Source organism: Pseudonocardia oceani, from assembly GCF_019263585.2.
GTDB lineage: Bacteria > Actinomycetota > Actinomycetes > Mycobacteriales > Pseudonocardiaceae > Pseudonocardia > Pseudonocardia oceani.
Genome location: NZ_JADQDF010000001.1, coordinates 4,147,802 through 4,171,777 on the forward strand (window position 1 = coordinate 4,147,802; position 23,976 = coordinate 4,171,777).

22 protein-coding genes are annotated in these 23,976 nt (G+C 75.0%); 10 read left to right on the plus strand and 12 right to left on the minus strand.

Annotation, left to right across the window (positions count from 1 at the left end; translation table 11 throughout):
* Nucleotides 1–101: 101 nt before the first annotated feature.
* Both I4I82_RS20860 and I4I82_RS20865 read right to left on the minus strand, forming a co-directional pair.
* Entirely contained in the window at nucleotides 102–1,475 is a 1,374-nt protein-coding gene (locus tag I4I82_RS20860; protein WP_218589429.1) for a S1C family serine protease, read from the minus strand.
* Between the two features lie 98 nt (nucleotides 1,476–1,573).
* The gene (locus tag I4I82_RS20865) at nucleotides 1,574–2,743 is read right to left on the minus strand and encodes a thiolase family protein (RefSeq protein ID WP_218589428.1); all 1,170 of its coding nucleotides are present in this window, start codon (nucleotides 2,741–2,743) and stop codon (nucleotides 1,574–1,576) included.
* A gap of 244 nt (nucleotides 2,744–2,987) precedes the next feature.
* Here I4I82_RS20865 and I4I82_RS20870 point away from each other — a divergent pair, with 244 nt between their 5' ends.
* Nucleotides 2,988–4,208: a TMEM165/GDT1 family protein gene (locus I4I82_RS20870; RefSeq protein ID WP_226370166.1), complete on the plus strand. Its 1,221-nt coding sequence runs from the start codon at nucleotides 2,988–2,990 to the stop codon at nucleotides 4,206–4,208.
* 273 nt (nucleotides 4,209–4,481) lie between these two features.
* On the plus strand, nucleotides 4,482–5,282 hold the full coding sequence (locus I4I82_RS20875) for a DUF1684 domain-containing protein (protein ID WP_218589427.1): 801 nt from the start codon (nucleotides 4,482–4,484) through the stop codon (nucleotides 5,280–5,282).
* Between the two features lie 23 nt (nucleotides 5,283–5,305).
* Here I4I82_RS20875 and I4I82_RS20880 read toward each other — a convergent pair whose 3' ends face one another.
* Both I4I82_RS20880 and I4I82_RS20885 read right to left on the minus strand, forming a co-directional pair.
* Nucleotides 5,306–5,773 carry a hypothetical protein gene (locus I4I82_RS20880; RefSeq protein ID WP_218589426.1) on the minus strand — a complete coding sequence of 156 codons (468 nt, stop codon included), beginning with the start codon at nucleotides 5,771–5,773 and terminating at the stop codon, nucleotides 5,306–5,308.
* Nucleotides 5,770–6,669: a ParA family protein gene (locus I4I82_RS20885; protein ID WP_218589425.1), complete on the minus strand. Its 900-nt coding sequence runs from the start codon at nucleotides 6,667–6,669 to the stop codon at nucleotides 5,770–5,772. Before I4I82_RS20885 ends, I4I82_RS20880 begins: the two co-directional genes overlap by 4 nt.
* A gap of 345 nt (nucleotides 6,670–7,014) precedes the next feature.
* Here I4I82_RS20885 and I4I82_RS20890 point away from each other — a divergent pair, with 345 nt between their 5' ends.
* Nucleotides 7,015–7,800, plus strand: coding sequence for a TIGR03084 family metal-binding protein (locus I4I82_RS20890; RefSeq protein WP_218589424.1), 786 nt, complete (start codon nucleotides 7,015–7,017; stop codon nucleotides 7,798–7,800).
* A 70-nt stretch (nucleotides 7,801–7,870) separates the two neighbouring features.
* Here I4I82_RS20890 and I4I82_RS20895 read toward each other — a convergent pair whose 3' ends face one another.
* Genes I4I82_RS20895 through I4I82_RS20905 form a run of 3 tightly spaced genes read right to left on the minus strand, consistent with a single transcriptional unit; the run spans nucleotide 7,871 to nucleotide 10,874 of the window.
* Entirely contained in the window at nucleotides 7,871–9,385 is a 1,515-nt protein-coding gene (locus I4I82_RS20895; protein WP_218589423.1) for a tripartite tricarboxylate transporter permease, read from the minus strand.
* Nucleotides 9,385–9,888 (minus strand): tripartite tricarboxylate transporter TctB family protein, encoded by a 504-nt coding sequence (locus I4I82_RS20900; RefSeq protein WP_218589422.1) that lies wholly within the window; start codon nucleotides 9,886–9,888, stop codon nucleotides 9,385–9,387. The genes I4I82_RS20895 and I4I82_RS20900 overlap by 1 nt, the downstream gene beginning before the upstream one ends.
* The gene (locus I4I82_RS20905; RefSeq protein ID WP_218589421.1) at nucleotides 9,885–10,874 is read right to left on the minus strand and encodes a Bug family tripartite tricarboxylate transporter substrate binding protein; all 990 of its coding nucleotides are present in this window, start codon (nucleotides 10,872–10,874) and stop codon (nucleotides 9,885–9,887) included. The genes I4I82_RS20900 and I4I82_RS20905 overlap by 4 nt, the downstream gene beginning before the upstream one ends.
* A gap of 130 nt (nucleotides 10,875–11,004) precedes the next feature.
* Here I4I82_RS20905 and I4I82_RS20910 point away from each other — a divergent pair, with 130 nt between their 5' ends.
* A complete protein-coding gene (locus I4I82_RS20910; RefSeq protein ID WP_218589420.1) occupies nucleotides 11,005–12,594 on the plus strand; it encodes a sensor histidine kinase in 1,590 nt (529 codons plus the stop codon).
* A complete protein-coding gene (locus I4I82_RS20915; protein WP_218589419.1) occupies nucleotides 12,591–13,277 on the plus strand; it encodes a response regulator in 687 nt (228 codons plus the stop codon). Before I4I82_RS20910 ends, I4I82_RS20915 begins: the two co-directional genes overlap by 4 nt.
* Nucleotides 13,278–13,298: 21 nt before the next feature.
* Here I4I82_RS20915 and I4I82_RS20920 read toward each other — a convergent pair whose 3' ends face one another.
* From I4I82_RS20920 to I4I82_RS20930, 3 genes are all read right to left on the minus strand, one after another.
* The gene (locus I4I82_RS20920; protein WP_218589418.1) at nucleotides 13,299–14,165 is read right to left on the minus strand and encodes an alpha/beta fold hydrolase; all 867 of its coding nucleotides are present in this window, start codon (nucleotides 14,163–14,165) and stop codon (nucleotides 13,299–13,301) included.
* 68 nt (nucleotides 14,166–14,233) lie between these two features.
* Nucleotides 14,234–14,545, minus strand: a complete 312-nt coding sequence (gene mihF, locus I4I82_RS20925) for an integration host factor, actinobacterial type (RefSeq protein WP_172154007.1) — start codon at nucleotides 14,543–14,545, stop codon at nucleotides 14,234–14,236.
* 174 nt (nucleotides 14,546–14,719) lie between these two features.
* Nucleotides 14,720–16,084 (minus strand): cation:dicarboxylate symporter family transporter, encoded by a 1,365-nt coding sequence (locus I4I82_RS20930; protein WP_226370167.1) that lies wholly within the window; start codon nucleotides 16,082–16,084, stop codon nucleotides 14,720–14,722.
* A 135-nt stretch (nucleotides 16,085–16,219) separates the two neighbouring features.
* On the opposite strand from I4I82_RS20930, the gene I4I82_RS20935 reads away from it, so the two are divergent.
* Both I4I82_RS20935 and I4I82_RS20940 read left to right on the plus strand, forming a co-directional pair.
* A complete protein-coding gene (locus tag I4I82_RS20935; RefSeq protein ID WP_226370168.1) occupies nucleotides 16,220–17,818 on the plus strand; it encodes a sensor histidine kinase in 1,599 nt (532 codons plus the stop codon).
* Nucleotides 17,815–18,513 carry a response regulator gene (locus I4I82_RS20940; RefSeq protein ID WP_218589416.1) on the plus strand — a complete coding sequence of 233 codons (699 nt, stop codon included), beginning with the start codon at nucleotides 17,815–17,817 and terminating at the stop codon, nucleotides 18,511–18,513. The genes I4I82_RS20935 and I4I82_RS20940 overlap by 4 nt, the downstream gene beginning before the upstream one ends.
* 34 nt (nucleotides 18,514–18,547) lie before the next feature.
* On the opposite strand, the gene I4I82_RS20945 is transcribed toward I4I82_RS20940, so the two are convergent.
* Nucleotides 18,548–20,971 (minus strand): LCP family protein, encoded by a 2,424-nt coding sequence (locus I4I82_RS20945; RefSeq protein ID WP_218595951.1) that lies wholly within the window; start codon nucleotides 20,969–20,971, stop codon nucleotides 18,548–18,550.
* 167 nt (nucleotides 20,972–21,138) lie between these two features.
* Nucleotides 21,139–22,041 carry an oxidoreductase gene (locus I4I82_RS20950; RefSeq protein WP_218589813.1) on the minus strand — a complete coding sequence of 301 codons (903 nt, stop codon included), beginning with the start codon at nucleotides 22,039–22,041 and terminating at the stop codon, nucleotides 21,139–21,141.
* A 36-nt stretch (nucleotides 22,042–22,077) separates the two neighbouring features.
* On the opposite strand from I4I82_RS20950, the gene I4I82_RS20955 reads away from it, so the two are divergent.
* From I4I82_RS20955 to I4I82_RS20965, 3 genes are all read left to right on the plus strand, one after another.
* Entirely contained in the window at nucleotides 22,078–22,782 is a 705-nt protein-coding gene (locus tag I4I82_RS20955) for an IspD/TarI family cytidylyltransferase (RefSeq protein WP_372451367.1), read from the plus strand.
* Nucleotides 22,783–22,858: 76 nt separating this feature from the next.
* Nucleotides 22,859–23,146 (plus strand): Sec-independent protein translocase subunit TatA, encoded by a 288-nt coding sequence (gene tatA / locus I4I82_RS20960; RefSeq protein ID WP_218589812.1) that lies wholly within the window; start codon nucleotides 22,859–22,861, stop codon nucleotides 23,144–23,146.
* Between the two features lie 82 nt (nucleotides 23,147–23,228).
* The gene (locus I4I82_RS20965) at nucleotides 23,229–23,864 is read left to right on the plus strand and encodes an amino acid kinase family protein (RefSeq protein ID WP_218589811.1); all 636 of its coding nucleotides are present in this window, start codon (nucleotides 23,229–23,231) and stop codon (nucleotides 23,862–23,864) included.
* Nucleotides 23,865–23,976 lie beyond the last annotated feature (112 nt).

Sequence of the window (23,976 nt, forward strand, 5' to 3'; positions counted from 1 at the left end):
TCCCGCGAGTCGGGGTCTCGTGGTGACCGTGTCGGGGTCTCGTCGTCGTCACCCGCCCCGGCCTGCCTAAGGGTTACCGCGCCTCCGTCGCCGAAGGGCGGTCAGTTGCCGAAGGGGCTGCCGAACGGGGACTGCGGCGCGGTCTGGGCCTGGCCGCCGCTGCTCGTCGTCGCCGCCCGGTCGGGGGCGCTGCCCAGGGTGACCTGGACCGTCCGCTCGGACCCGTCCTGGCCGACCGTCAGCGCGACGGTGTCGCCAGGGGTCTGGGCACCGATGCGGGCGACGAGGTCGGCGAAGTCCTCGACGCGGGCGTCGCCGACCCTCGTGACGACGTCCCCGGCCGCGAGGCCGGCCTGCGCCGCCGCGGAGCCGGGCTCGACCGCCGCGATCTGCGCGCCGCCCCCGCTGCTCGTCGCCGCGCCGCCCTGCACGCCCAGCACCGGCTTGGAGGCCGTGCCCGAGTCGAGGATCTCCTGCGCCACGCGCCTGGCCTGGTCGACCGGGATCGCGAACCCGAGGCCGATGCTGCCGGTGCTCTGGCTGCTGCCGGTGGCGATCGCGGAGTTGATGCCGACGACGCGGCCCTGCAGGTCGACGAGCGGGCCGCCGGAGTTGCCCTGGTTGATCGGGGTGTCGGTCTGCAGCCCGTTGTAGACGACGGCCGAGCCGTCCTCGCCCTGCACGGCGACCGTGCGGTCGAACGCGCTGACGATGCCGGTGGTCACGGTGCCGGTGAGGCCCTGCGGCGACCCGATCGCGACGACCTGCTGCCCGACCTGCAGGTCGGCGCTGTTGCCCAGCACGGCCGGGGTGAGCCCGGAGACGCCCTGCAGCTCCAGCACCGCCAGGTCGTAGCTCGGCGAGGTCCCGACGACGGTGGCCGAGTGCGTCGTGCCGTCGGCGAGGGTGACGGTGATGTCGCCGGTGCTGCCGGCCACGACGTGGTTGTTCGTGAGCACGGCGCCGTCGGCGGTGAGGACCACGCCGCTGCCCTCCGCGGTGCCCTGCGCGAGCGTGACGCGGATGTCGACCGTGCTCGGCGTCGCCGTGGCGGCGGCGCCGGCGACCGTCCCGGCCGTCGCGGCCGCGGCCGGCGAGGCGGGGGACGTGAGCAGCGTCGGCGCCGTGGAGTCGTTCTCCAGCAGCGCGTACGCGCCGCCGAAGCCCGCGCCGCCGCCGACGAGCCCGGCGATCAGCGCGGCGGTGACGATGCCGGTCATCGTCCGCGACCGGCGCGGACGGTCGGCGGTGCCGGTCGGCCCGCCGCCGGGCCCGGTGGGCCCGGCCGGACCGGTCGGGCCCATGGCGAACGCGCCGTAGGCCGGGTAGATCGGGTGGGTGTGCCCGTGGGCGTGGCGGGCGGTCCCCGACCCGTCCGGAGCCGGGGCTCCGGCGTAGGTGGGGACGGGGTGCTGGTCGGCGCGGGGGCCCTGGGGCGCGCTCGCGTCCGGTCCCTGCTCCCTGTTCTCGGTCATGGCACCACGGTGGGCCCGGAGTCTGGGAGGCAGCTGAGACGCTCCTGGGAATCGCCTACCGATTCCGGTCCGTCAGGCCTATCTCAGCCCCCGGTGGTTCAGCGCAGCAGTTCGACGATCGTCGCGTTCGCGGTGCCGCCGCCCTCGCACATGGTCTGCAGGCCGTAGCGGATGTCGCGGTCGCGCATGTGGTGCACGAGCCGCGTCATGAGGACGGTGCCGGACGCGCCCAGCGGGTGCCCGACGGCGATGGCGCCGCCGAGGGGGTTGAGGCGGTCGAGGTCGGCGCCGAACTCCGCCTGCCAGGCCAGCGGCACGGGGGCGAAGGCCTCGTTGACCTCGAACGTGCCGATGTCGGACACCGACAGCCCGGTGCGCTTGAGCACCTTCGCCGTGGCCGGGATCGGGCCGGTGAGCATCTTGAGCGGGTCGGCGCCGCTGACCGCGCCGCCGTGGTAGCGCGCGATCGGCGTGAGCCCCAGCTCGGCGGCCCGCTCCGGAGTGGTGATCAGGACGGCCGAGGCGCCGTCGGAGATCTGCGAGCTGTTGCCCGCGTGGATGACGCCGTCCTCGCGGAACACCGGCTCGAGCTTCGCGAGCGTCTCGGGCGTGGTGCCGCGGCGCAGGCCCTCGTCGGCGGTGAGGCCGGGGGCGTCCGGGACGGGCGCGAGCTGGGCGTCGAAGGCGCCCGCGTCGATGGCGGCGGCCGCGAGGGCGTGCGACCGCGACGAGTACTCGTCGAGCTGCGCCCGCGAGAAGCCCCACTCCGCGGCGATGCGCTCGGCGCCGACGCCCTGGTTGAAGTCACCGCCGGGGAACTCGCCGCTGGTGAGGTCGGTGGCGTAGCGCTCGCGGACCAGCGGGCCGAACGGGCGGCCCAGGTCGCGGCCCGAGCCCAGCGGCACGCGCGTCATCGATTCGACGCCGCCGGCGACGACGACGTCGTACTGCCCGGACATGACCATGCCGGCGGCGAAGTCGAACGACGACTGGCTCGACCCGCAGGCCCGGTTGATCGTGACGCCGGGGACGCTCTCCGGCCAGCCCGCGGCGAGCACGGCGTAGCGCCCCACCTGCGACGCCTGGTCGCCGACCTGGTTGACGCAGCCCCACACGACGTCGTCGACGAGGGACGGGTCCATGCCGGTGCGCTCGACCAGCGCGCGCAGCACCACGGCGGAGAGGTCGACGGGGTGGACCTCGGCGAGCGATCCCTTCCGCTTGCCGATGGGCGTGCGGACCGCGTCGACGATGACGGCGTCGGGCATGTGATCTCCTCCACTGCTGGGGCGGGTCCGGCGACGGACCGGCCCCTGCAGCGTATGGTCTGGACACGCGAAGGGGAGTAGCTCCCAACGTCGCGGTCGACACACTGGCTCCCCGCCCATCTCCGGGACGCCCGGCCGCACGGCCTGCCACCACCAGGCGAGCGAGACCTTCGATCCGGTGACTGCAACCGGGTCGGAGTGGACCCACCTCGATCCGGTCCGAGATCGAGGACGTGGCTCTGTCGTGGACGCCGTACTACTTCATGACAGCCTGCTGGCGCTCGGCGTCAGCGCGCTGGTCGTGTTCGTCGCCGAGCTCGGCGACAAGTCGCAGCTGATGGCCCTGGCCTTCGCCACCCGCTACCGCGCGGTCCCCGTGATCGTCGGGATCACGGTCGCCACCTCGGTGGTGCACCTGATCTCCGTGGCCGTCGGGCACGGGCTCGGCTCCGCCCTGCCCACCGGGTGGATCTCGCTGACCGCGGCCGTCATGTTCCTCGGGTTCGGGCTGTGGACGCTGCGCGGTGACTCGCTGACCGAGTCGGAGCAGGCCAGGGCGGCGCGGGTCGGGGGATCGGCTCTGCTTGCCGTCACGGTCGCGTTCTTCCTCGCCGAGCTGGGCGACAAGACGATGCTCGCCACGATCACGCTCGCCACGCAGTACGGCTGGGCCGGGGTGTGGGTGGGATCGACCGTCGGCATGGTCGCGGCCGACGCGCTCGCGATCGTCGTGGGGCGCCAGCTCGGCAGGCGGCTGCCGGAGAAGGCGATCCGGGTCGGGGCGTCGGCGCTGTTCTTCCTCGGTGGGGCGTGGCTTGCCGTCGAGGCGTCGGGCGACCTGCCCGGCTTCGACCACCACGTCGCCGGGTGGGTCGCGCTGGTGCTCGGCGTCGCCGCGGTCGCGCTCGGCGCCCTGGGCCGCGGGCCGCGCCCGGCCGGCCGGGCGGGCCGGACGGCGGTCGCGTGGTGGGCCCGGAGCCTGTTCGCGCTGGCCGCGGTGCTCGGCCTGGCCGCACCGCTGCTCGTCGGGGCCGACGTCATCGACCCCATCGCGCTGTTCGACGACCCGGGCGTCGCCGTGATCGGGGCCGGGCTCTCGCTGCTGGGCACGGTGCTCGTCCTGGCCGCGCGGAGCCAGGTCGCCGCGGTGCGCCGCTCCGGGCCGGCGCTGGTGACGGACGGGCTGCACGAGCGCGTCCGCCACCCCGGTCTCACCGGCGGCGTGCTCGCGCTGGCCGGCACGCTCGTCATGGTGCCGACGCTGGTCGGGGTCCTCGCGACGGTCGTGCTCGTCGTCGCCGTGCAGGTGCAGGTCCGCGGGGTGCGGGAGCCGGCGCTGGCGCGCGTGCACGGCGAGACCTACACCGAGTACGCGGCCCGCACCGGCCGCTTCCTGCCCCGCGTGCGCGGCATCGAGCCGGCCACCCCGCCCGGGCTCCCCAACAGGCACGCCCGGGTGGGGTGAGCCGGTCGACAGGTGTGCGCCTCGGGGCACACGGATGCCCTCCGGGCTCGTGAGTGGCGATCGTGGCCAGGGCCACGATCGCCACTCACGGGGGTCAGCTGCCGACGAGCGCGGGCGTGCGATCGGCGAGCTCGGCCTCCTTCTCCCGGATGATCGGCAGCACGTGCGTGCCGGAGGGCGCGCGTGATCACGGAGCTACCGTGCTGGGCGCCGCTCGGCGCTGTCGACCCCGCGGGCGGGAATGGGGCGCACACGACAGGGTGTTCCACCGGTATGACCGCGACGCTCGACCTGCACTCCGCGTGGGACGCCTGGCACTCCGACCGCGAGGAGCAGCTTCGCACGGCGCACGGCTGGCTCAGCCTCACCGCGCTGCACTGGCTCACCCCCGAGCCGTCGACGGTCGAGGGCCTGCCCGGTCTCTGGAGCGCCACGCCGGACGGTGTCGTCGTCACCGCGTCGACGGCCGACGGGCTGTTCGTCCGCGGCGTGCGCGGCCCGCTGCCGGTCGACGGCACCGCGGTGCTGCACCCGGTGAACGGGCTGCCGGGTTCGCTCGTGGAGGTCGGCGACAAGGTCGTCGAGATCGCGCGCCGCACCGACGCCCACGTGCTGCGCGTCCGTGACCCGCACGCCCCGACCCGCACCGCGTTCACCGGGGTGCCGGCGTTCGACGTCGACCCGCGCTGGGTCGTCGACGGCGTGTTCGAGGCCTACGACGAGCCGCGCCCGATCACCGTCGACGCGGTCGTCGACGGGCTGCAGCACCACCTCACGGCCGTCGGCGTCGTCCGGTTCGTCGTCGACGGGGCCGAGCATTCGCTGGTGGCCGTGCCCGGCGAGCAGGGCGGGCTGTCGCTGCACTTCCGCGACGCCACCTCGGGCGTCACGACCTACCCGGGCGGGCGCTCGGTGCAAGTGCCCGACCCGGTCGACGGGCGCGTCACGATCGACCTCAACCGCCTCGTCAACCTGCCCTGCGCGTTCACCGACTTCGCGACCTGCCCCCTGCCGCCCGCCGGCAACGCGGTGTCGGCGGCGGTGACGGCGGGGGAGAAGTCGCCCCTGCGCTGAGGGAGCGCGCTGGGGGGATCTATCTAGAGCCAGGCCCCGCCGGACAGCGCGGCCGAGCGGGCGCGGAAGCCCACCGTGCCCTCGACGATGGCGTGCACGAGCTCGGCGCGGTTGCGGCCGGTGCTCGGCACCGTCGGGCCCAGCGCGCGGGCCAGCTCGCGCAGCACCGGCACCGTGAAGCGGCGGTCGGCGAGGTGGTCGGTGATGTCGGTGCGCGTGCGCATCTCCCGGATCGCCTCGACGTCGGCGCTCAGGTCGACGACGGGCGCCGCGGGCCGGCGCGAGCGCGTCGGCGGCGCGCACGGCGCGTACACCAGGCGGCCACGGCCCTCGGCGAGGTCGCGCAGCTGCTCGGGAGAGAGCTCGTTGAGCACGCGGGCGAGCGCGGCCGCGGGCAGGACCGGGTCGCCGACGACCAGCGCCTCGACCGGGAAGGACTCCCCGGTGAGGGACTCCGCGGTGAAGGTCTCCGCTGTGAGCAGCTCCGTCACGCCGCCATCCCCTCGGTGCCGTCGATCTGGGCGGAGACCTCGGAGACCAGGTCGCGCAGCTCGCGGGTGAGCGCGCGGCCGGTGCCGCCGAGGATGACCGGCACGCCGTACTCGGGCGCCGGGCCGTACACGGCCTTGCTGTCGCGGATCGTGGTCGACAGCGGCGCGACGCCGCCCGCCTCGATCCGGCTCATCACCGCGCGCTGCGCCTCGATCGGCTGGTCGTCGTGCAGCTGCACCATCGTGAAGACGACCGACGCCGGCGGGCGGGTGATCTGCTCCATCGAGCGCGCGTTGTACTCGTCGACGAACTCGCGGATCTTCAGTCCGAGCGAGTCGATGCCGTTCGTCGACAGGTAGTCGGGCTTGGTCGGGATGAGCAGCAGGTCGCTCGCGGCCACCGCGTTGCGGGCGATGAGCCCGAAGTTGGGGGCGCAGTCGATCAGCGCGACGTCGTACTCCGCGAACGCCGGGTGCTCCAGACCGACGCGCAGCCGGCTGTGCAGGTCGACGAAGCGCTCCGGCGCCGACATGAGCTGCGCAGCGAGGACGGTGTCCATGTCGGACAGGTCGCGGTGCGCGGCGATCAGGTCGAGGCGGCCCGGCGAGCGCGACAGCTTCTCGCGCACGCGCCGCGGAGTGGCCACGAGGCCGCCGGGGCTCTCCAGGGCGGTGCCGTCGTCGAGCCCGTCGAACCAGTGCTTGATGGTCCGCTCCGGTAGCAGCTGCTCGGCCCACTCCGGTGGCGTGAAGAACGAGACCGTCAGGCTGGCCTGCGAGTCGAGGTCCAGTAGCAGGACCCTTCGACCTCGCGCGGCGAGACCTGCCCCGAGGTTGGCGGTGAGCGTCGTCTTGCCCACGCCGCCCTTGTGATTGATGATCGAGACGACCTGCACGGCTCTCCTCCCACAGTGACGCGGCGCAACCATGCCATACGCCCTGTGCACGCCCGCCCGAGGGTGAGCCGGTCCTACACCACTCCTCCGGGCGGTGTGTCGCAGCCGTTGACGGCGGTGCGTCCGGGCGCGATACCCGTGGTGGGGGTACGTGTCCCGGCCGGGTGGCCCATCGGTGGTGCCGCCGTTCGGCGGGTCACCGACGGTGTGCTGCGGCACGTTCGGGCACGGTCGGGCCCGATCGGGTGCAGTGGCGCGCGGTGACCGGTACAGCCTGTGCGGCGAACGTCGCGGTGGGTGGTCGTCCGCGGCCCCCGGGCGGGCACGGGCTCCTAGAGTTCGGTCATGGCACCCGACATGCACCAGCTGGCCGACGACCTCGCGGCGGAGTCCGCCGTCCTGCGCGCCCTGCTGGCCGACCTCGACGACGCCGGCTGGGACGCTCCGACGCCCGCCGCGGGCTGGGCCGTCCGCGACCAGGTGAGCCACCTCGCCCACTTCGACGACGTGGCGGTGCAGTCGGCCACCGAGCCCGACGCGTTCCGGGCGGCGCTCGCCGCGAAGGCCGGCTCGGGCGTCGATCCGGACGCCATCGCGGCGCGGTACCGCGACCTCCCGCCCGCGGAGCTGCTCGCGTGGTTCGACGAGGCGCGGGCCCGGCTCGTCGCCGTCTTCCGCGACCTCGACCCCGGCCTGCGGGTGCCGTGGTTCGGCCCGGCGATGAGCACGGCCTCCTCGCTCACCGCGCGGATCATGGAGACCTGGGCGCACGGGCAGGACGTCGCCGACACCGTGGGCGTCACCCGCGAGCCGACCGACCGGCTGCGCCACGTCGCGCACATCGGGGTGCGGGCGATGCCGTTCAGCTACGCGGTGCGCGAGCGGCCGGCGCCCGAGGTGCCGGTGCGGGTGGAGCTCGCTGCGCCGTCGGGCGGCACGTGGACGTGGGGGCCGGAGGGCGCGGCCGACCGCGTCACCGGCCCGGCCCTCGACTTCTGCCTGCTGGTCACCCAGCGCCGCCACCGCGACGACACGGCGCTGCAGGTGACGGGGCCGGTGGCGACGGAGTGGCTGTCGTTCGCCCAGGCGTTCGCCGGTGCGCCGGGGCCGGGCCGGGCCCCTCTCCCCTGAGTTGCAGGAAAGCCACGTTCCTGCCATGTGACGGCGGGAACGTGGCTTTCCTGCAACGTGGTGGGAGGGGTCAGACCGGCGTGCTCTCCTTCTCCGGGGTGTTCCGCCGGCCCACGACCTTCCGCACCACCGGGAACAGCAGGAGGGCGGCGATCACCAGGTACACGATGATCGACAGCGGGGTGGAGACCAGCGTCGACCAGTCGCCGTCGGCGATCTGCAGGGACCTTCGCAGCTGCAGCTCCGCGTCCGGGCCGAGGATGACGCCGATGATCGCGGGCAGGACCGGCAGGCCGTAGCGGCGCATCAGGAACCCGATGCCGCCGATGACCAGCAGCACGATCAGGTCGACGGGCTGGCCGCTCACCGCGTACGCCCCGACGCAGGCGAAGAACAGGATGCCGGCGTAGAGGTAGGGCCGCGGGATCTGCAGCAGCTTCGCCCACACCGGGGCCAGCGGCAGGTTGAGCACCAGCAGCAGCACCAGCCCGATGAACAGGCTCGCGATGAGCGTCCACACCAGGTCGGGCTCGTTGACGAACAGCAGCGGGCCCGGCTGGATGCCGAACTGCTGGAACGCCGCCAGCATGACGGCCGCGATCGCGGTGGTCGGCAGGCCGAGCGTCAGCATCGTCGAGAGCGTGCCCGCCGAGGAGGCCGAGGCCGCCGCCTCCGGACCCGCGACGCCCTCGATCGCGCCCTTGCCGAACAGCTCGGGGCGCTTGGACAGCTTCCGCTCGGTCACGTAGGACATGAACGTCGACATCTCGGCGCCACCGGCCGGGATCGAGCCGAACGTGAACCCGATGAACGGGCCGCGCAGCCACGGTTTCCACGTGTGCCGCAGGTCCTCGCGGGAGAGCCACGGGCGACCGACCGGGATGACCTGGTCCTTCTTGCGGCGCAGGTGCGCGGCCACCCACAGCGCCTCGCCGACGGCGAACAGCCCGACCGCGACGATGATGACGTCGATGCCGTCGGCGAGCTGCGGCACGCCGAACGTCAGCCGCGGCTGCCCGGAGATCGGGTCGAGGCCGACCAGGCCGATCGTCAGGCCGATGGCCAGCGCGGCGAACCCGCGGATCCGCGAGGTGCCCAGCACCGCAGTGACGGCGACGAACGCCAGCACCATGATCGCGAAGTAGTCGGGGGCGCCGATGTCGACGGCCACCGAGGCGACGAGCGGGGCGAGCAGCACGATGCCGATCGCCCCGACGATCCCGCCGATGAAGTGCCCGATCGCGGCCGCGGCGAGCGCCTGCGCCCCGCGTCCCTGTCTCGCCATCGGGTTGCCCTCGATCGCCGCGATCACCGACGCGGACTCGCCGGGGGTGTTGAGCAGGATCGAGGTCGTGGAGCCGCCGAACATGGCCCCGAAGTAGATGCCGGCGAACAGGATGAACGCGCCGGTCGGGTCGAAGGCGTAGGTGACGGGCAGCAGCAGCGCCACCGCCATGGCCGGGCCGATGCCCGGGAGCACGCCGATCGCGGTGCCCAGCAGGACCCCGATCGCGGCGAAGAGCAGGTTGCCCGGCGTCAGGGCGGCCGAGAAGCCGCCCATCAGCGAGGTGAAGGAATCGAGCATCAGCCGAACACCCCCATCAGCGGCCCGCCCGGGAGGTCGACGCCGAGCAGGGCGTCGAACACGATCCAGGTGACGAGCGAGACACCCGCCGCGATCAGCGGATCGCGGGGGACCGAGCGCGAGCCGAGCGCGTACGTCGCGCCCCAGAACAGCCCCGTGCCGGCCAGCGGCCAGCCCAGCAGCGGGATCAGTGCGGCGGTCGCGACGAGTACGCCGGCCAGCAGCAGCACCGTGCGCTTGTCGGCGGGCACCGTCAGGTCGACGTCCTCGCCGCCCTCCGCCTCGCCGTGCCCGCCCGAGAGGACGTCGCGGGCGAGCAGCACGGCCAGCACCACGAGCAGCGCGCCGACCAGCAGGGGCAGGGCGTGCGGGCCGAGCGGGTCGGAGCTCGCGGCGGCGTCGGTGCCGAACAGGCTGTCGACGACGACGACCAGTCCGACCAGGCCGAGCAGCACCGAGACGCCGAGCTCGGAGCGCTCGCGGAGCCGGTCCATCGTGGTCATGACACCAGCCCCAGTTCCCGCAGCACGCCGGCCACGCGGTCGTTCTCCGACGCGAGGAACGCGCCGAAGTCGTCGCCGACCAGGAACGCGTCGTCCCAGCCGTTGGTCTCGAGCGCCTCGGTCCACTCCGGCGTCCCGTGCAGGGACGTGAAGGCCTCGACCAGCTCGGCCCGCGCGGCGTCGTCCAGCCCCGGGGGTGCGACGATCCCGCGCCAGTTCGTGAACTCGACGTCGACGCCGGACTCGGTCAGCGTCGGCGCGTCGAGCCCGGGGGCGCGCTCGGCCGAGGTCACGGCCAGCACCCGCAGCTCGCCCGCGGCCACCTGCTCGGCGAACTCGCCGAGCCCGGACACCCCGAACGCCACCTTGTCGCCCAGCACCGCGGCGAGCAGCTCGCCGCCGCCGTCGTAGGAGACGTAGTTGACCGCGCTGGGCTCCAGCCCGACGGCCTGCGCCATGAGCATCGGCGCGAGGTGGTCGGGACCGCCCGGCGACGAGCCGCCACCGACGGGCACCGCACCCGGGTCGGCCGTCCACGCCGCGAGCAGCTGCCCGATCGAGGTGTAGGGCGAGTCCTTGCCGACGACGACGATCTCGCTCTCCTGCGTCAGCCGGGCGATCGGCGTGACGTCGGCGAGGGTGGAGGGCGAGGAGTTGGTGAACACCGCGCCGACGACGCCCAGGCCCATCGACATGACGAGCCGGTCGTTGCCGCTCTCGTTGACGGTGCGCCCGAGGCCGACGGTGCCGCCCGCGCCGGGGAGGTTGAAGACCTCCACCGCGCCGGACGTGCCGGAGTCCTCCATCGCGCGGGCCGCCGTGCGGGCGGTGATGTCGTAGCCGCCGCCGGGGGAGTTGGGGACGAGCACCCGCAGTCCGCGCAGCTGGGTGCCGTCACCGCCGCCCGCGGCCGAGCCGATCAGTGGTGGCACCAGCAGCACCGCGGCGATCGCCGCGAGCACTCCCAGCACGGTCCGGGGACGCATGTCCGTTCCTCTCCGTCGAGGTGTCGGTCTGTGGTGCACGTCATCGTGCGGTGCCCGCCCGCCGGTGTCTCGCTTCCTCGCGCAACGGTCGTTGTGGTCGTTTCGGTCACGGCCGTGCCAGGCTGCGGTCATGCCCGGACGAGCCGCTCCACGGCGCACGCTCGCGCGGCAGTTCCTGGGCTGGCAGCTCGGGATCGTGGCGCTGCTGCTCGCGGCCGTCGCGGCGCTCGCGGTGGCGCAGTCCGACGCCGCGTTCCGGGAGACGCAGGGGCGGCGGATGCTGTCGGTCGCCGAGGACGTCGCGGCCACGGCGGCGCTGCGGCAGAGCCTGCAGGTCGGCGAGTACGGGGTGCTGCCGGGCATCGCCACCACGGCGCGCAACCTCTCGGGCGCCGACGAGATCGCCGTCGCCGACGCCGACCTGGTGGTCCGCACCGCGGCCGATCCCGCCGACGTCGGACGGCCGTTCGACCTGGGCGCGAGCACTGCGGCGACCGGCCGGTCCTGGGTCGGCCACCCCGACGGGCGCACGGTCGTCGCGCAGGTCCCGGTGCTCGCCGACGACGGCGCGGTGGTCGGCATCGTCGAGGCGCGGGTGGCGGCGCCGCCGCTGCTCACCGGGCTCGCCGGCGCGCCCGGCCGGACCGCGGCGCTGCTCGGCCTCGCGCTCGTCGTCGGGGTGGTGGGGTCGCTGCTGCTCGCCCGGCGCGTGCGCCGCCAGACCCTCGGCCTGGAGCCCGCCGAGATCGTGGAGCTGGTGCAGCGGCGCGAGGCGATGCTGCTCGGCGTCAAGGAGGGGGTGGTGGGCATGGACGCCGCGCACCGCGTGACGCTGCTCAACGGGGCCGCGCGCGAGCTGCTGGACCTGCCCGCCGACACCGGCGACGCCATGCCCGAGCTCGACGGCCTCGACGACCGCCTGCGCGACGTCCTCACCGGGGCCAGCGCGGGGGAGGACCAGGTCGTGCTGCGCGGGGCGCGGGTGCTCGTGCTGAACCGGATGCCGGTCGTCGTCGACGGGGCGGAGGTCGGCGCCGTCGTGACGCTGCGCGACCGCACCGAGCTCGCCACCCTGCAGGGCCGCCTCGACGCCTCGAAGCACGTCACCGACACCCTCCGGGCCCAGACCCACGAGTTCGCCAACCGACTGCACACGATCGCCGGGCTCACCGAGCTCGGCGAGCACGACGAGGTGCGGCGGTTCGTCGCGGGCGTGGTGGCCGAGTCCGACCAGTGGCGCCGCGAGGTCACCGAGCGCGTCGGCGACGCCGCCGGCGCGGCGCTGCTCGTCGCCAAGGCCAGCCTCGCGACCGAGCGCGGCGTGGCGCTGCGGCTCGCGCCCGGCACCCGGCTCGCACCCGCGCGGCGCGACCCCGCGTTCTCCGCCGACCTCGTGACGGTGCTGGGCAACCTCGTCGACAACGCCATCGACGCCGCCGGCACCGGCGGGGACGTCGAGGTCGGCCTGACCGACGACCCCGACGACGGCGGCGTGCGCCTCACCGTCCGCGACTCCGGGCCGGGCGTCGCGTCCGATCTCGCCGAGGAGGTCTTCCGGCACGGCTTCACGACGAAGGCGGCCGAGGAACCGGGTGGTCGCGGGCTCGGGCTGGCGCTCGCCCGGCAGGCGTGCCTGCGCCGGGGTGGCACGATCGCGGTGCACAACGAGGACGGGGCGGTCTTCACGGCCGTGCTGCCGTGCGCGGAGGGGGTGGCGTGATGCGGGTGCTCGTCGTCGACGACGACTTCATGGTGGCCCGCGTGCACAGCGGCTACGTCGGGCGGATCCCCGGCTGCGAGGTCGTTGGCGTCGCCCACACCGGCGCCGACGCGCTGGCGCTGGCCCGGGAGCTGCGCCCCGACCTCGTACTGCTCGACGTGTACCTGCCCGACGTCTCCGGGCTGGAGGTGCTGCGGCTGCTGCGCACCGGAGCCGCCGACGACCCGTTCGTCCTGATGATCACCGCCGCCGACGACGCCGTGACCGTCACCGGCGCCCTGCACGGCGGCGCGGCCCACTACCTCGTGAAGCCCTTCGACGCGGCGGTGCTGGCCCAGCACGTCGAGCGCATCGGGCGGGTGCGCGGACGGCTCGCGGGCCTGGCCGGGTCGAACCAGGGACGGGCCGGGCAGGCCGACATCGACACGGTCTTCGGCGCCCGCCCCGGCGTCGCCACGCGCCTGCCCAAGGGGCTCACCGCCACCACCGCCCGGCTGGTGGAGGGCGTGCTGCGCGCCGCCGAGGGCGACCTGTCGGCCTCGGAGTGCGCCGAGCGCACCGAGCTGTCGCGGGTGAGCGCGCGGCGCTACCTGGAGCACTTCGTCACCACCGGGGCGGCGGTGGTCCGGCTGCGCTACGGCGGCACCGGGCGGCCCGAGCGGCGCTACCGCTGGGGCGCCTGAGCGCCCCGCCTCCCGAGGGGGCTACCGCGGCGCGTGGGCGCCGCTCGTCTGTGTCAGCACGGCCGCGGCCAGCGGGGCGACGACGGTCGGGTTGACCGCGTGCCCCATCCCCGGGATGCGGACCAGGCGCCCGCGCCCGAGCGAGCGGGCCAGGTGCCCGGAGTGCGGCGGCGGGTTGATCGGGTCCTCGGGAGCCTCGACGACCAGCGTCGGCACCTCGACGGCGGCGAGCTCGGCGCCGCGCTCGAGCCCGTCCTGGGAGGCGCGGGCGTGCGCGGCGGTGTTGTCGTGGCGCCCGGCGTGCTCGATCGCCCCGCGCTCCAGCGCGCGGAACCAGTCGGCGTCGAACGGGGTGCCGGTGCCGTTGAGCAGCCGCCAGTGCGCCACCCGCCAGTCGAGCTCGGCCTCGAGGTCGCGGGGGTCGGCCATCTGCTCCCACAGCGCGAGCAGCGCGGGGGAGGGCGCGGGCAGCTCGGGCGAGCCGTCACCGCCCAGTGCCGCGGTGCAGAACAGCGTGGCCGTGGCGACGCGCTCGGGGGCGTCGAGCAGCAGGAGCTGGCCCAGCACCCCGCCCAGCGACATCCCGACGACGTGCGCGCGCGGCACCTCGAACGCGTCGAGCACGGCCACGGCGTCGCGGGCCAGCTCGGCGATCGGGTACGGGTGCTCGTCGAACGCCCACGTGGAGCGGCCGGTGTCGCGGTGGTCGTACTTGATCACGCGGTGGTGCTCGGCCAGGCGCGCGATCAGCTCGACGGGCCACAGCAGCCCGGACGCGTTGGCCCCCATGACGAGCAGGACCGGGTCGGGCTCCGGTGCGTCGGTGGCGGCGGGTAGGTCCTGCGCCCACAGCCGGACCCCGGGTGCGACGTCGACGGTGCGTTCCACGCCCGCCAGCCTGCCACCCGGGAGGTGCCCGCCCGGCCCCGGTGTCCGGGACCGGGCGGTGGCCCGCCCTACTTGAGGGCGTCGAGCAGCGCCTGACGCTGGCGGTCGCCGAGGCCGGCGGCGCGGCGCGAGGCGTCGATGCCGGTCTGCTCCAGCAGGGCGGAGACCTTGGCCGGGCCGTAGCCGGGCAGGCTCTTCAGCAGGTCGGCGACCTTGGTCTTGCCGACGATGGTGTCGGACTTCGCGCGGTCGAGGACCGCGGGGATCGTCTCGTCGCCGCGGGCGATCGCGTCGCGCAGCTCCTTGCGGGCGGTACGGGCGGCGGCGGCCTTCTTCAGGGCGTCGGCGCGCTGCTCGGGGGTGAGCGTGGGCAGTGCCATCTCGGCTGTCTCCTCTCCGTGCGCCGACCCCGGACGGTGTCGGCGCAGGTCATCTTCACGTCCCAGCCTGACAGAACCGCACGCGGCGGTGCGGGCGACCCCCCTGGTGGGGGCCCCGCACGCGCGGACGGCGCCCCCGTGGAGGGGGCGCCGTCCGGGAAGGGTGGGTGCGGGTCAGGTCGGCGAGGTGACCGGCGCCTTCTCCAGCGACGGCGCCGGCTCCCCGGCCGGGGCGCCGTGGTCGTCGTCGACCATCGAGGCCTCGTCGAAGGCGTCCTGACCGGCGAAGACGCGCTCGGCCTGGGTGCGGTCGAACTCGCCGACCCAGTTGCCGATCAGCACCGTGGCGACGGCGTTGCCGGCGAAGTTGGTGACGGCGCGGGCCTCGGACATGAAGCGGTCGATGCCGACGATGAGGCCGACGCCGTCGACCAGGTCGGGGCGGTGGCTCTGCAGGCCGGCGGCCAGCGTCGCCAGCCCGGCACCGGTGACGCCCGCGGCGCCCTTCGAGGCGATGATCATGAACAGCAGCAGTGAGATCTGCTCGCCCAGGGCCAGCGGCGAGCCCTGCGCGGTGGCGATGAACAGCGACGCCATCGTCAGGTAGATCGCGGTGCCGTCGAGGTTGAACGAGTAGCCGGTGGGCACCGTGATGCCGACGACCGGGCGGGAGACGCCCAGGTGCTCCATCTTCGCGATCAGGCGCGGCAGGGCCGACTCCGACGACGAGGTGGAGACGATCAGCAGGAACTCGCGGCCGAGGTACCTGAACAGCGTGAAGATGTTGATGCCGGCGCCCAGGCGCAGCACCAGGCCCAGGATGCCGAAGACGAACAGCGCGCAGGTCAGGTAGAAGCCGAGCATGATCTGCAGCAGCGCGCCGATGGCGGACCAGCCGGTCTCGCCGACGACCGCGGCGATGGCGCCGAACGCGCCGACCGGGGCCAGCCACAGGATCATGGTGAGGACCTTGAAGACCAGCTTCTGGAAGTACCCGATGCCGCGCAGGATCGGCTCCCCCTTGGCGCCCAGCGCCTGCACCGCGAAGCCGACGAGCAGCGCGACGAACAGGGTCTGCAACACGCTCGTGCCGACCAGCGGGCTCACCAGCGTGTCCGGGATGATGTCCAGCCCGCCCTCGCCGCCGGCCGGTGCCTCGTAGGGCTCGTCGGGCAGCACCAGGCCGGAGCCGGGCTGCACGATGTTGCCGACGATCAGGCCGATCGCGAGCGCCGCGGTCGACATCGTGAGGAAGTAGCCCAGCGCGATGGCGCCGACTCGGCCGACCTTCGCGGCCTGCTTGACCGCCCCGATCCCCAGGACGATGGTGCAGAAGATGATCGGCGAGATCATCATCTTGATGAGGTCGACGAACGCGGTGCCGATCGGCTTGAGCGACTTGCCCAGGTCGGGTGCGACGATGCCCACGGCGACACCGAGGATGACGGCGACGATGACGGCGATGTACAGGTAGTGCGTGCGGTCCCGCTTCTGGGCCGGCTGCGCTCCCGGACTGGTGTTCTCGGTGCTGGTGGACACGGGTTCCCCTTCGAATCCGACGGACCGGTGCGTTGCGCGTCCGGGACTCCGAACGGCACCCTTCGGCATCAGGATGAGGGGAGTCGTGGTGCGCCTCACCCTTTCGTTCATTTCGTTCGACGGAGCGTGCGCAGCGTGACCCCTGTTCGCCGGACGGCGCGGCTCAGCCTCGCGGCGCAGCTGTTCGCCCTGCAGGCCGCGCTGGTGGTGCTGGTGCTCGGCGGCGTCGGTGCGGCCGCCTACCTGCAGTTCGCCGGCGACAACGAGCGCGAGACGGCCGAGGAGATGCTCGGTGTCGCGCACACGCTGGCGGCGGTCCCGCAGGTGCGCGAGGCCCTCGACGACCCCGACCCGTCGGCGGTGCTGCAGCCGCTGGCCGAGGGCGTGCGGGCCGACACCGCCACCGACTTCGTCGTCGTGATGAGCACCCGGGGCGTCCGGTACTCCCACCCCGACCCCTTCGAGATCGGCCGGGTCTTCCGCGGCACGATCGGGCCCGCCGTCGCGGGCGACACCACGTTCACCGAGACCTACGCGGGCACGCTCGGGCCGTCGGTGCGGGCGGTCGTGCCGGTCGTCGACGACGGCGGCCGGGTGGTCGCGCTGGTGTCGGCCGGGCGCACGGTCACGGCGGTCTCGCGCGAGCTGGCGGGGCGGTTGCCGGTGCTGCTGGCGATCGCGCTCGCCGCGCTGGCGCTGGCCGCGCTCGGGTCGTGGCTGCTGAGCCGGTGGCTGCGGCGCACCACGCACGACATGGGCCCGGCCGAGCTGTCGCGGATGTACGAGTACTACGACGCGGTGCTGCACTCCGTCCGCGAGGGGTTGGTGCTGCTCGACCGCGGCGGGCGCGTGCAGCTCGTCAACGACGAGGCGCGGCGGCTGCTCGCGCTGCCCGCCGAGGTCGCCGGGCGGCCCGTCGACGGGCTGGGGCTGCCCGACGCTCTGGGCGCCGCGCTGGCGTCGGCGGAGCGGCGATCCGACGAGATCCACCTGACCGCCGACCGGATCGTCGTGGTCAACCAGGCGCCGGCGCGGTGGGGCGGCAGCGACCTCGGCACCGTCGTGACGCTGCGGGACCACACCGAGCTGCGCGCGCTGTCGAGCGAGCTGGAGACGATCCGCGGGTTCGCGCAGTCGCTCAACGCGCAGGCGCACGAGGCCGCCAACCAGCTGCACACCGTCGTCTCGCTGATCGAGCTCGGTCGCGCGGAGGAGGCGCTGACCTACGCCACCGCGGAGCTGGAGCTGGCCCGCCACCTCACCGACGCCGTGCTGGCCGGCATCGCGGTGCCCGAGCTGGCCGCGCTCGTCGTCGGCAAGGCGGCGGAGGCGGGGGAGCGCGGGGTCGACCTCGGGCTGGGCGAGGGCGCGCAGGTCCCGGCGGGCATCGCCGACCCGCGCGACCTCGTCACGATCGTCGGCAACCTGCTCGACAACGCCGTCGACGCCGCGCTGGAGGGTCCCGAGCCGCGCTGGGTGCGCCTGGACGCCGGGCGCGACGCCGACGGGTTCGTCCTGCGCGTCACCGACAGCGGCACCGGGCTCGACGACCCCGAGGCCGCCTTCACCAGCGGCTTCAGCACCAAGCCGGCCGAGGGGCTGGGCCGGGGGCTGGGTCTCGCCCTCGTCCGCCGGGCGGTGCACCGCCACGGCGGCACCGTGTCGGCGGGGAACGCGCCCGGCGGCGGCGCGGAGCTGCGCGTGCGGCTGCCCGTCCGGCAGGCGCAGCCGTGAGCGTCGACGAGCTCGTCATCCGCACCCTGGTCGTCGACGACGACCCGATCGCGCTCGACGCGCACGCCGCCTACGTCGAGCGGGTGCGCGGGTTCGCCGTCGTCGGACGGGCCGCCACGGGTACCGCGGCGCTGCGCGCGCTCGCGATCCGGCCCGTCGACCTCGTCCTGCTCGACGTGCACCTGCCCGACATGAGCGGGCTCGACGTGCTGCGCCGCATGCGCTCCGCGGGCCACGCCTGCGACGTGATCATGGTGACGCGGGCCCGCGACCTGGAGGTCGTCCGCGCCGCCGTGGCGTTCGGCGCCACCCAGTACCTGATGAAGCCGTTCCCGGCCGGGGTCGTCCGGGCGAAGCTGGAGAGCTACCTCGCCTACCGCGAGCGCGACCCGGGCCCGCTCGTCGCGCAGTCCGACGTCGACGGCCTGCTCGACGCCCTGCGCGCGCCGGCCGTGGAGAGCGGCCTGCCCAAGGGGATCAGCCGCGAGTCCCTCGACCAGGTGTCGGCGGTGCTGGTGCCCGAGACCGGGCGCACCGCGGTGGAGGTGGCCGACGTCGTCGGCGTCTCGCGGGTCACCGCGCGGCGCTACCTGGAGCACCTCGCCGACACCGGCCTGGCCGAGCGGGCGCTGCGCTACGGCACCACCGGGCGTCCGCAGGTGGAGTACACGTGGCGGCCGCGGGGCGGGACCTGAGCAGCAGCCCGGCCCCCAGCAGCCCGGCCCTCCCTCAGCAGCTCTGCGCCACCGACACCGGCGTCGAGGTGAGCGGCGCGTCGGTGGTGGCCTCGGCGCCCGGGTCGCCGGTCTCGGAGTCCTCGTCGGCCTCGGGTATGGCCGACGGGGCGGCCGCGACGGTCGGCGGTGTGGCGGCCGGGTCGCGGTTGATGGCGTCCTGCACGACCTGCTTCATCAGGTCGAAGTCGGGGTCACCGGTGTTGAAGCGCCCGTCGGACTGGTCGGGGTCGGGCAGGTTCGGGTCGAACGCGACGCTCTCCAGCTGGATCGGCGCGTCCGCCACCGACAGCAGCGCCGGCAGGGCCTGCTGCGGGATGTCGGTGGAGACGCTGTCGGTGGTGGCCCGCGCGATCGACTGGAAGTTGGTGAGCAGCTCGGCCGGCTGGTTCTGGTCGAGGATGTTCTGGATGAGGCAGCGCTGGCGGCCCATGCGCACGTAGTCGGTGGAGTTGGTGCGCGAGCGGGCGAACGCGAGCGCGTCCTCGCCGCCCAGCTGCTGCACACCGGGCTCGATGTAGCCGGTGGGCGTGACGGCCCGGCCGGTCGGGCTGATGCCGCCGATCGGGATGCGCTCGGGGCCGACGTCGACGCGCACGCCGCCGAGCGAGTCGATGATCGCGGCGAAGCCCGCCATGTTGAGCTCGACGTAGTAGTCCAGGTCGAGCCCGAGCATGTAGGACACCGTCTGGTGCAGCAGGTTCAGGCCCGGGTCGTCGGTCGGCGTCGTCGGGGCGAGCGCCGGGAACTCGTGGCCGTAGGCGTAGACGGCGTTGAGGTAGTAGTTGCCCGAGGGCCCGGCGCTGTCGTGGAAGCCGTCCGGGAACTCCTCGGCCATCGGCGAGCCCGGCGGGAACTGCGCGTAGGCGATGTTGCGGGGCAGGCTGAACAGCGTGGTGCGGCCCGACGCCGTGTCGATGCTCGCGACCATCATCGTGTCGGTGCGGGTGCCGGTCCGGTCGGGCCCGGCGTCGCTGCCGACCAGCAGCAGGTTGACGCGCGGCCCGAGCGCCGCGGCGCTGCCGGCGTCGTCGGTGAACAGCTCGCCGAGCACCGAGCGCGAGGAGTTGGCGAGGTTCGCCGCGAACCCGAAGGGTGCGGCCACCAGCAGGCACAGCGCGGTCACGACGGCGACGCCGACGGTGCGCCTGCCGCTGTCGAGGCCGCGGGGCTGCGAGATGACCCAGGTCCGCGCGATCACCGCGATCCAGGCCACCGCGGCCAGCACGCACCCTGCCGTGGCGAGGCCGAGCCCGTTCGAGGACAGCAGCGGGGTGAGCAGCGTGGAGCGGCGCTGGGTGGCCAGCAGCAGCAGGAGCGCGACGACGAGGAACAGGAACGGGCCGAGGATCAGCCAGCCCGTGCGGCGGCGGTGCAGCATGAGGTGGCCGCTGCCCGGGGCGACCGTGGCGGCCGCGGTGGTGAGCAGGGCGCGGCCCAGGGTGCGGGGGCGGCGCCGGCCCGTGCGCCGCACCGGCGGCGGCGTGGGGCGGCGGGTGCCGGAGGTCCGCTCGGGGCGGGCGGTGGCGGGCTCGTCGGCCTCGGCCGACGCGCTCGCCGCGACCGCGCGGGCGGGGGTGCTCGTCGACGCCCTGCCGCCTCCGGAGGTCGTCGGGCCGGCCTTCGCGGGGGCGGCCTTCGCGGGGCCGGTCTTCGCGGGGCCGGTGTTCGCCGTCGTCGCCGGGCCGGCTTTCGACGGGCCGGTCCGGGACGTGCGCGTGACCCCGGCTCCCGGTGTGCCGGTCCTCGGTGTGCCGGTCCTCGGTGTGCCGGTCTTCGGGGGTCCGACCCTGGGTGCCTTCGCCGCCCCGACGGCCGCAGCGGCTCCGGCTCCCGGCAGCGGCGAGTCGGGGGGCGTCGCCGAGGGCGGGGACTGCCGGACCGGGCGGGTGCGCAGGTCGTCGCCGTCGTCGACGGGACGGCGGGGGACGGCCGGGCGGGTGATGCGGGTGACCGGTTCGTCGCGGTCGCGCTCGCGCCGGGTGCGGCGGGCCGCCTCGGCGGCGGCGCGGTCGGCCGGTGTCCGGTCGGCCCGTGTCCGGTCGCCCGGTGTCCGGTCGCCCGGTGTCCGGTCGCCCGGTGTCCGGTCGGCGGCCGCGCGCTGGGCGGCAGCGCGGTCGTGGGCGGCGCGCACGCGGGGACCGACCGGGCGGGTCGGGTCCTCGACGGAGGGCGGCTCGGTCGGTCGGCGGCGCGGCGGCACCGGCGGGCGGCCGTCGGTGCCGCCGCGGGTGCGCTCGCGGCGGTCCTGGTCCCGGCGCCCGCGGCGCTCGCGGTCACGCCGCTCGAGGTCGCGCCGCTCCTGCTCGCGCCGCTCCTGGTCGAGGCGCTCGCGCTCGGACCGCCGCGGCCACGGGGCGTCGGCCGGCGGCGTCCGGGGAGGGGTGCGGTCACGCCCCGGTCGGATCCGTTCGTCCACTGCGCGTCACCCCCGCCCTCTCTGCACGTGCCCTTCCACGACGACCGATCGCGTTGTCCGAGGCGGTCCCCACCGGTGCCCGGGGGTCGCGACGTCACGCCGGCACTCGACGGTGAGACCTGCACCGAGAGTACTGTGCGTGACCGCTGTACGGATGTGAGACCTCGTCAGGCGATCGCGGATGCGACATCCGGTCGCACACCGGTCAGCTCTTCGGCGCGCTGCCACAGCGCACGGCCCAGCGCGCGGTCGTGCGAGGCCGCCGAGCTGCCCACCGGACGCGGCGCGCCGCGGACCTCGCCGGGCCCGTCGGGGCCGATGTAGGAGCCACCGGGCAGGTCGGCGACGGTCGCGGCGTAGAGCGTCGGCAGGGCCCCGCCCTCGGGTCCCTGGGCCACGACGCGGTTGAGCAGCCCCATCGCGAGGTCCTGCGCCGACTCGGTGCGTGACTGCAGGTTGGTGGCGGCGTAGCCGGGGTGCGCGGCCGTCGAGCGCAGCAGCGAGCCCGCCGCGACGAAGCGCCGCTGGAGCTCGTAGGCGAAGACCAGGTCCGCCAGCTTCGACTGCCCGTAGGCGAGCCAGCGCTGGTAGCGGCGGCGCTCCCAGTTGAGGTCGTCGACGTCGAGGTGGCCGATGCGGTGCGCCGCGCTCGACAGCGTCACGACGCGGTCGGTCACTCGCGGCAGCAGCAGCCCGGTGAGGGCGAAGTGGCCGAGGAAGTTGGTGCCGGTCTGCATCTCGAAGCCGTCGGCGGTGCGCCGGAACGGCACGGCCATCAGCCCGGCGTTGTTGACGAGCACGTCGACGGGGTGGTCGACGCCCGCCGCGAACTCCCGGACCGACGCGAGGTCGGCGAGGTCGAGCCGGCGGACCTCGGCGGTGCCGGACAGCCCGCGCAGCGTGGCGGCGGCCGCCTCGCCCTTCGCGGTGTCGCGCACGGCCAGCACGACCCGCGCGCCCGCCCGCACCAGCTCGCGCGTGGCGGCCAGGCCGATGCCGCTGTTGGCGCCCGTCACGACGACCGTGCGCCCGGCCTGGGGCGGGATGTCCGAAGCGCTCCACCGGTCCATGACCCGACGGTAACCAGGACGGCGGATACTGGCGCGGTGCGGGTGGGTGCGGCGGCGTTGGTGCTGGCCGGGGGCAGCGGCAGCCGGGTCGGCGCCGACCGGAACAAGGTGTACCTGCCCGTGGCGGGTCGCTCGGTGCTGGCCTGGTCGGTGGACGCGCTCGCCGGTGCGCCCGGCGTCGGCCCGGTGGTACTGGTGGTGCGCCCCGAGGACCACGTCCACGTCCGGCGGCTGCTCGACCACGAGGTGGACCACGCGGTGGAGGTCGTCGACGGCGGCGCCACCCGGCAGGCGTCCGAGCTGGCCGGGCTGCGGGCGCTCGCCGGGCGGATCGGCGCGGGGGAGGTCGACGTCGTGCTCGTCCACGACGGGGCGCGGCCGCTCGTCGGCCCCGCGCTGGTCGCGGAGGTGCTGCGCGTCGCCCGCGCGTCCGGGGGAGCGGTGCCGGGGCTGGTGCGCACCGACCTCGCGGTGACCGACGGCACGACGCTCTCGGCGCCGGTGCGCCTCACCGCCGTGCAGACCCCGCAGGGCTTCCGCGCCGCGCCGCTGCTGGCCGCCTACGAGCGCGCCGAGGCCGAGGGGTTCGCGGGCACCGACACGGCGTCGTGCGTGGAGCGGTTCGCGCCGGGGCTCGCCGTGCACGCCGTCCCGGGCGACCCGCGCAACATCAAGGTCACCTATCCGCACGACGTGGACGTCGTCGCCGGGGCCCTGACCGGTACCCGATCGGTCCCTTGATCGTGTGCGACCGAACCTTCGGGGCCGCGCGGCCGTTGTCGTGGGTAGAACCCGCTCCACGACGAAAGGAACGCCCGTGCCGAACCTCGGTGGTTGGGAACTCATCGTCCTGCTCGGCGTCCTCGTGCTGATCTTCGGCGCGAAGAAGCTGCCGGACATGGCCCGCTCGGTCGGCCAGTCCGCCCGCGTCTTCAAGGGGGAGATGCGCGGCCTCAAGGAGGACCGCGGCGCCGACGCCCCCGCGGAGCCCGCGACCGCGGACGCCCCCGCGGCCGCGTCGCTGCCGTCCGTCACGAAGACCCCGCCCGCGCCGACCGCCGTCCTGCCGGTCGTCGAGGCCGAGGTCGTCGACGCCCGTCGCTGACCTCCGCTCGGGAGTGGCGCACGTCGCTCCGTCCTGACGGCCGCCGCGTCAGCGGACGGCCGCGCTCCACTGCTCCGAACGCGTGGACCGCGGCCGCGCCGCCGTGCTGCCGGTCGTCGGCGAGCTGAGCGAGGCCCTGCCGCGCCACCGCACGCCCATCACCACCGGCGCCGGGATCCGCGCCCGCCACGTGCTCGGCGTGGGCCCGCACCTCGGCCTGCCCACCGGTGCCCTGGCCGGGCTGGCCGCCACCGAGGCGGAGCAGAACGGCCACATGATCGCCGCGCTGCTCGCCGCGGACGGCGTCTCCTACGTGGCCCACGAGACCGCCGCCCGCCAGCACGCCGCGCACCTCACGGCCAGCCGCGCGATCGTCTCCAACGGCTACCCGCCCTACGGTCGCCACGAGTTCCCGCCGGCCGTCGGCAAGATCCCGGTGCACCGCGGCGACGCGGGCACCTTCCTGCTCGCCGACGCCCACGGCGCGGCCACCCCGGTCTACGTCAAGGACGTCGACGCGGTGGACACCGGTTCCGGCGTGGTCGGGCGGATCGGGGCGGCGGAGCTGCTGGACACGAAGCCGGAGAACCTGCCGGTCGCCGCGCTGGTGCTGAGCCTGGTGGCGGACGCCGAGCACGTCCGGGAGATCCGGGTCGTCGACGGCCTCACCCCGGCGCCCTCACCCGCGCCCTGCCCGGTGAGGACGTGGGGACGCTGATCCGCCTGACGCTCCTCTTGGCCGGTGCCACGCCCGCCGCCGTCGCCGGCCGGCTGTCGGGGCGGGCGGAACGGGGCCGCACCTGTCCGGCCGTACAGGTCCACCGGTCACA

Bases quoted from the DNA above. Each gene is read 5' to 3' on its own strand.
- I4I82_RS20900 (WP_218589422.1), bottom strand. From the start codon at position 9,888: ATGACCACGATGGACCGGCTCCGCGAGCGCTCCGAGCTCGGCGTCTCG.
- I4I82_RS20950 (WP_218589813.1), bottom strand. From the start codon at position 22,041: ATGGACCGGTGGAGCGCTTCGGACATCCCGCCCCAGGCCGGGCGCACG.
- I4I82_RS20905 (WP_218589421.1), bottom strand. From the start codon at position 10,874: ATGCGTCCCCGGACCGTGCTGGGAGTGCTCGCGGCGATCGCCGCGGTG.
- I4I82_RS20860 (WP_218589429.1), bottom strand. From the start codon at position 1,475: ATGACCGAGAACAGGGAGCAGGGACCGGACGCGAGCGCGCCCCAGGGC.
- I4I82_RS20865 (WP_218589428.1), bottom strand. From the start codon at position 2,743: ATGCCCGACGCCGTCATCGTCGACGCGGTCCGCACGCCCATCGGCAAG.
- I4I82_RS20875 (WP_218589427.1), top strand. From the start codon at position 4,482: ATGACCGCGACGCTCGACCTGCACTCCGCGTGGGACGCCTGGCACTCC.
- I4I82_RS20910 (WP_218589420.1), top strand. From the start codon at position 11,005: ATGCCCGGACGAGCCGCTCCACGGCGCACGCTCGCGCGGCAGTTCCTG.
- I4I82_RS20895 (WP_218589423.1), bottom strand. From the start codon at position 9,385: ATGCTCGATTCCTTCACCTCGCTGATGGGCGGCTTCTCGGCCGCCCTG.
- I4I82_RS20890 (WP_218589424.1), top strand. From the start codon at position 7,015: ATGGCACCCGACATGCACCAGCTGGCCGACGACCTCGCGGCGGAGTCC.
- mihF (WP_172154007.1), bottom strand. From the start codon at position 14,545: ATGGCACTGCCCACGCTCACCCCCGAGCAGCGCGCCGACGCCCTGAAG.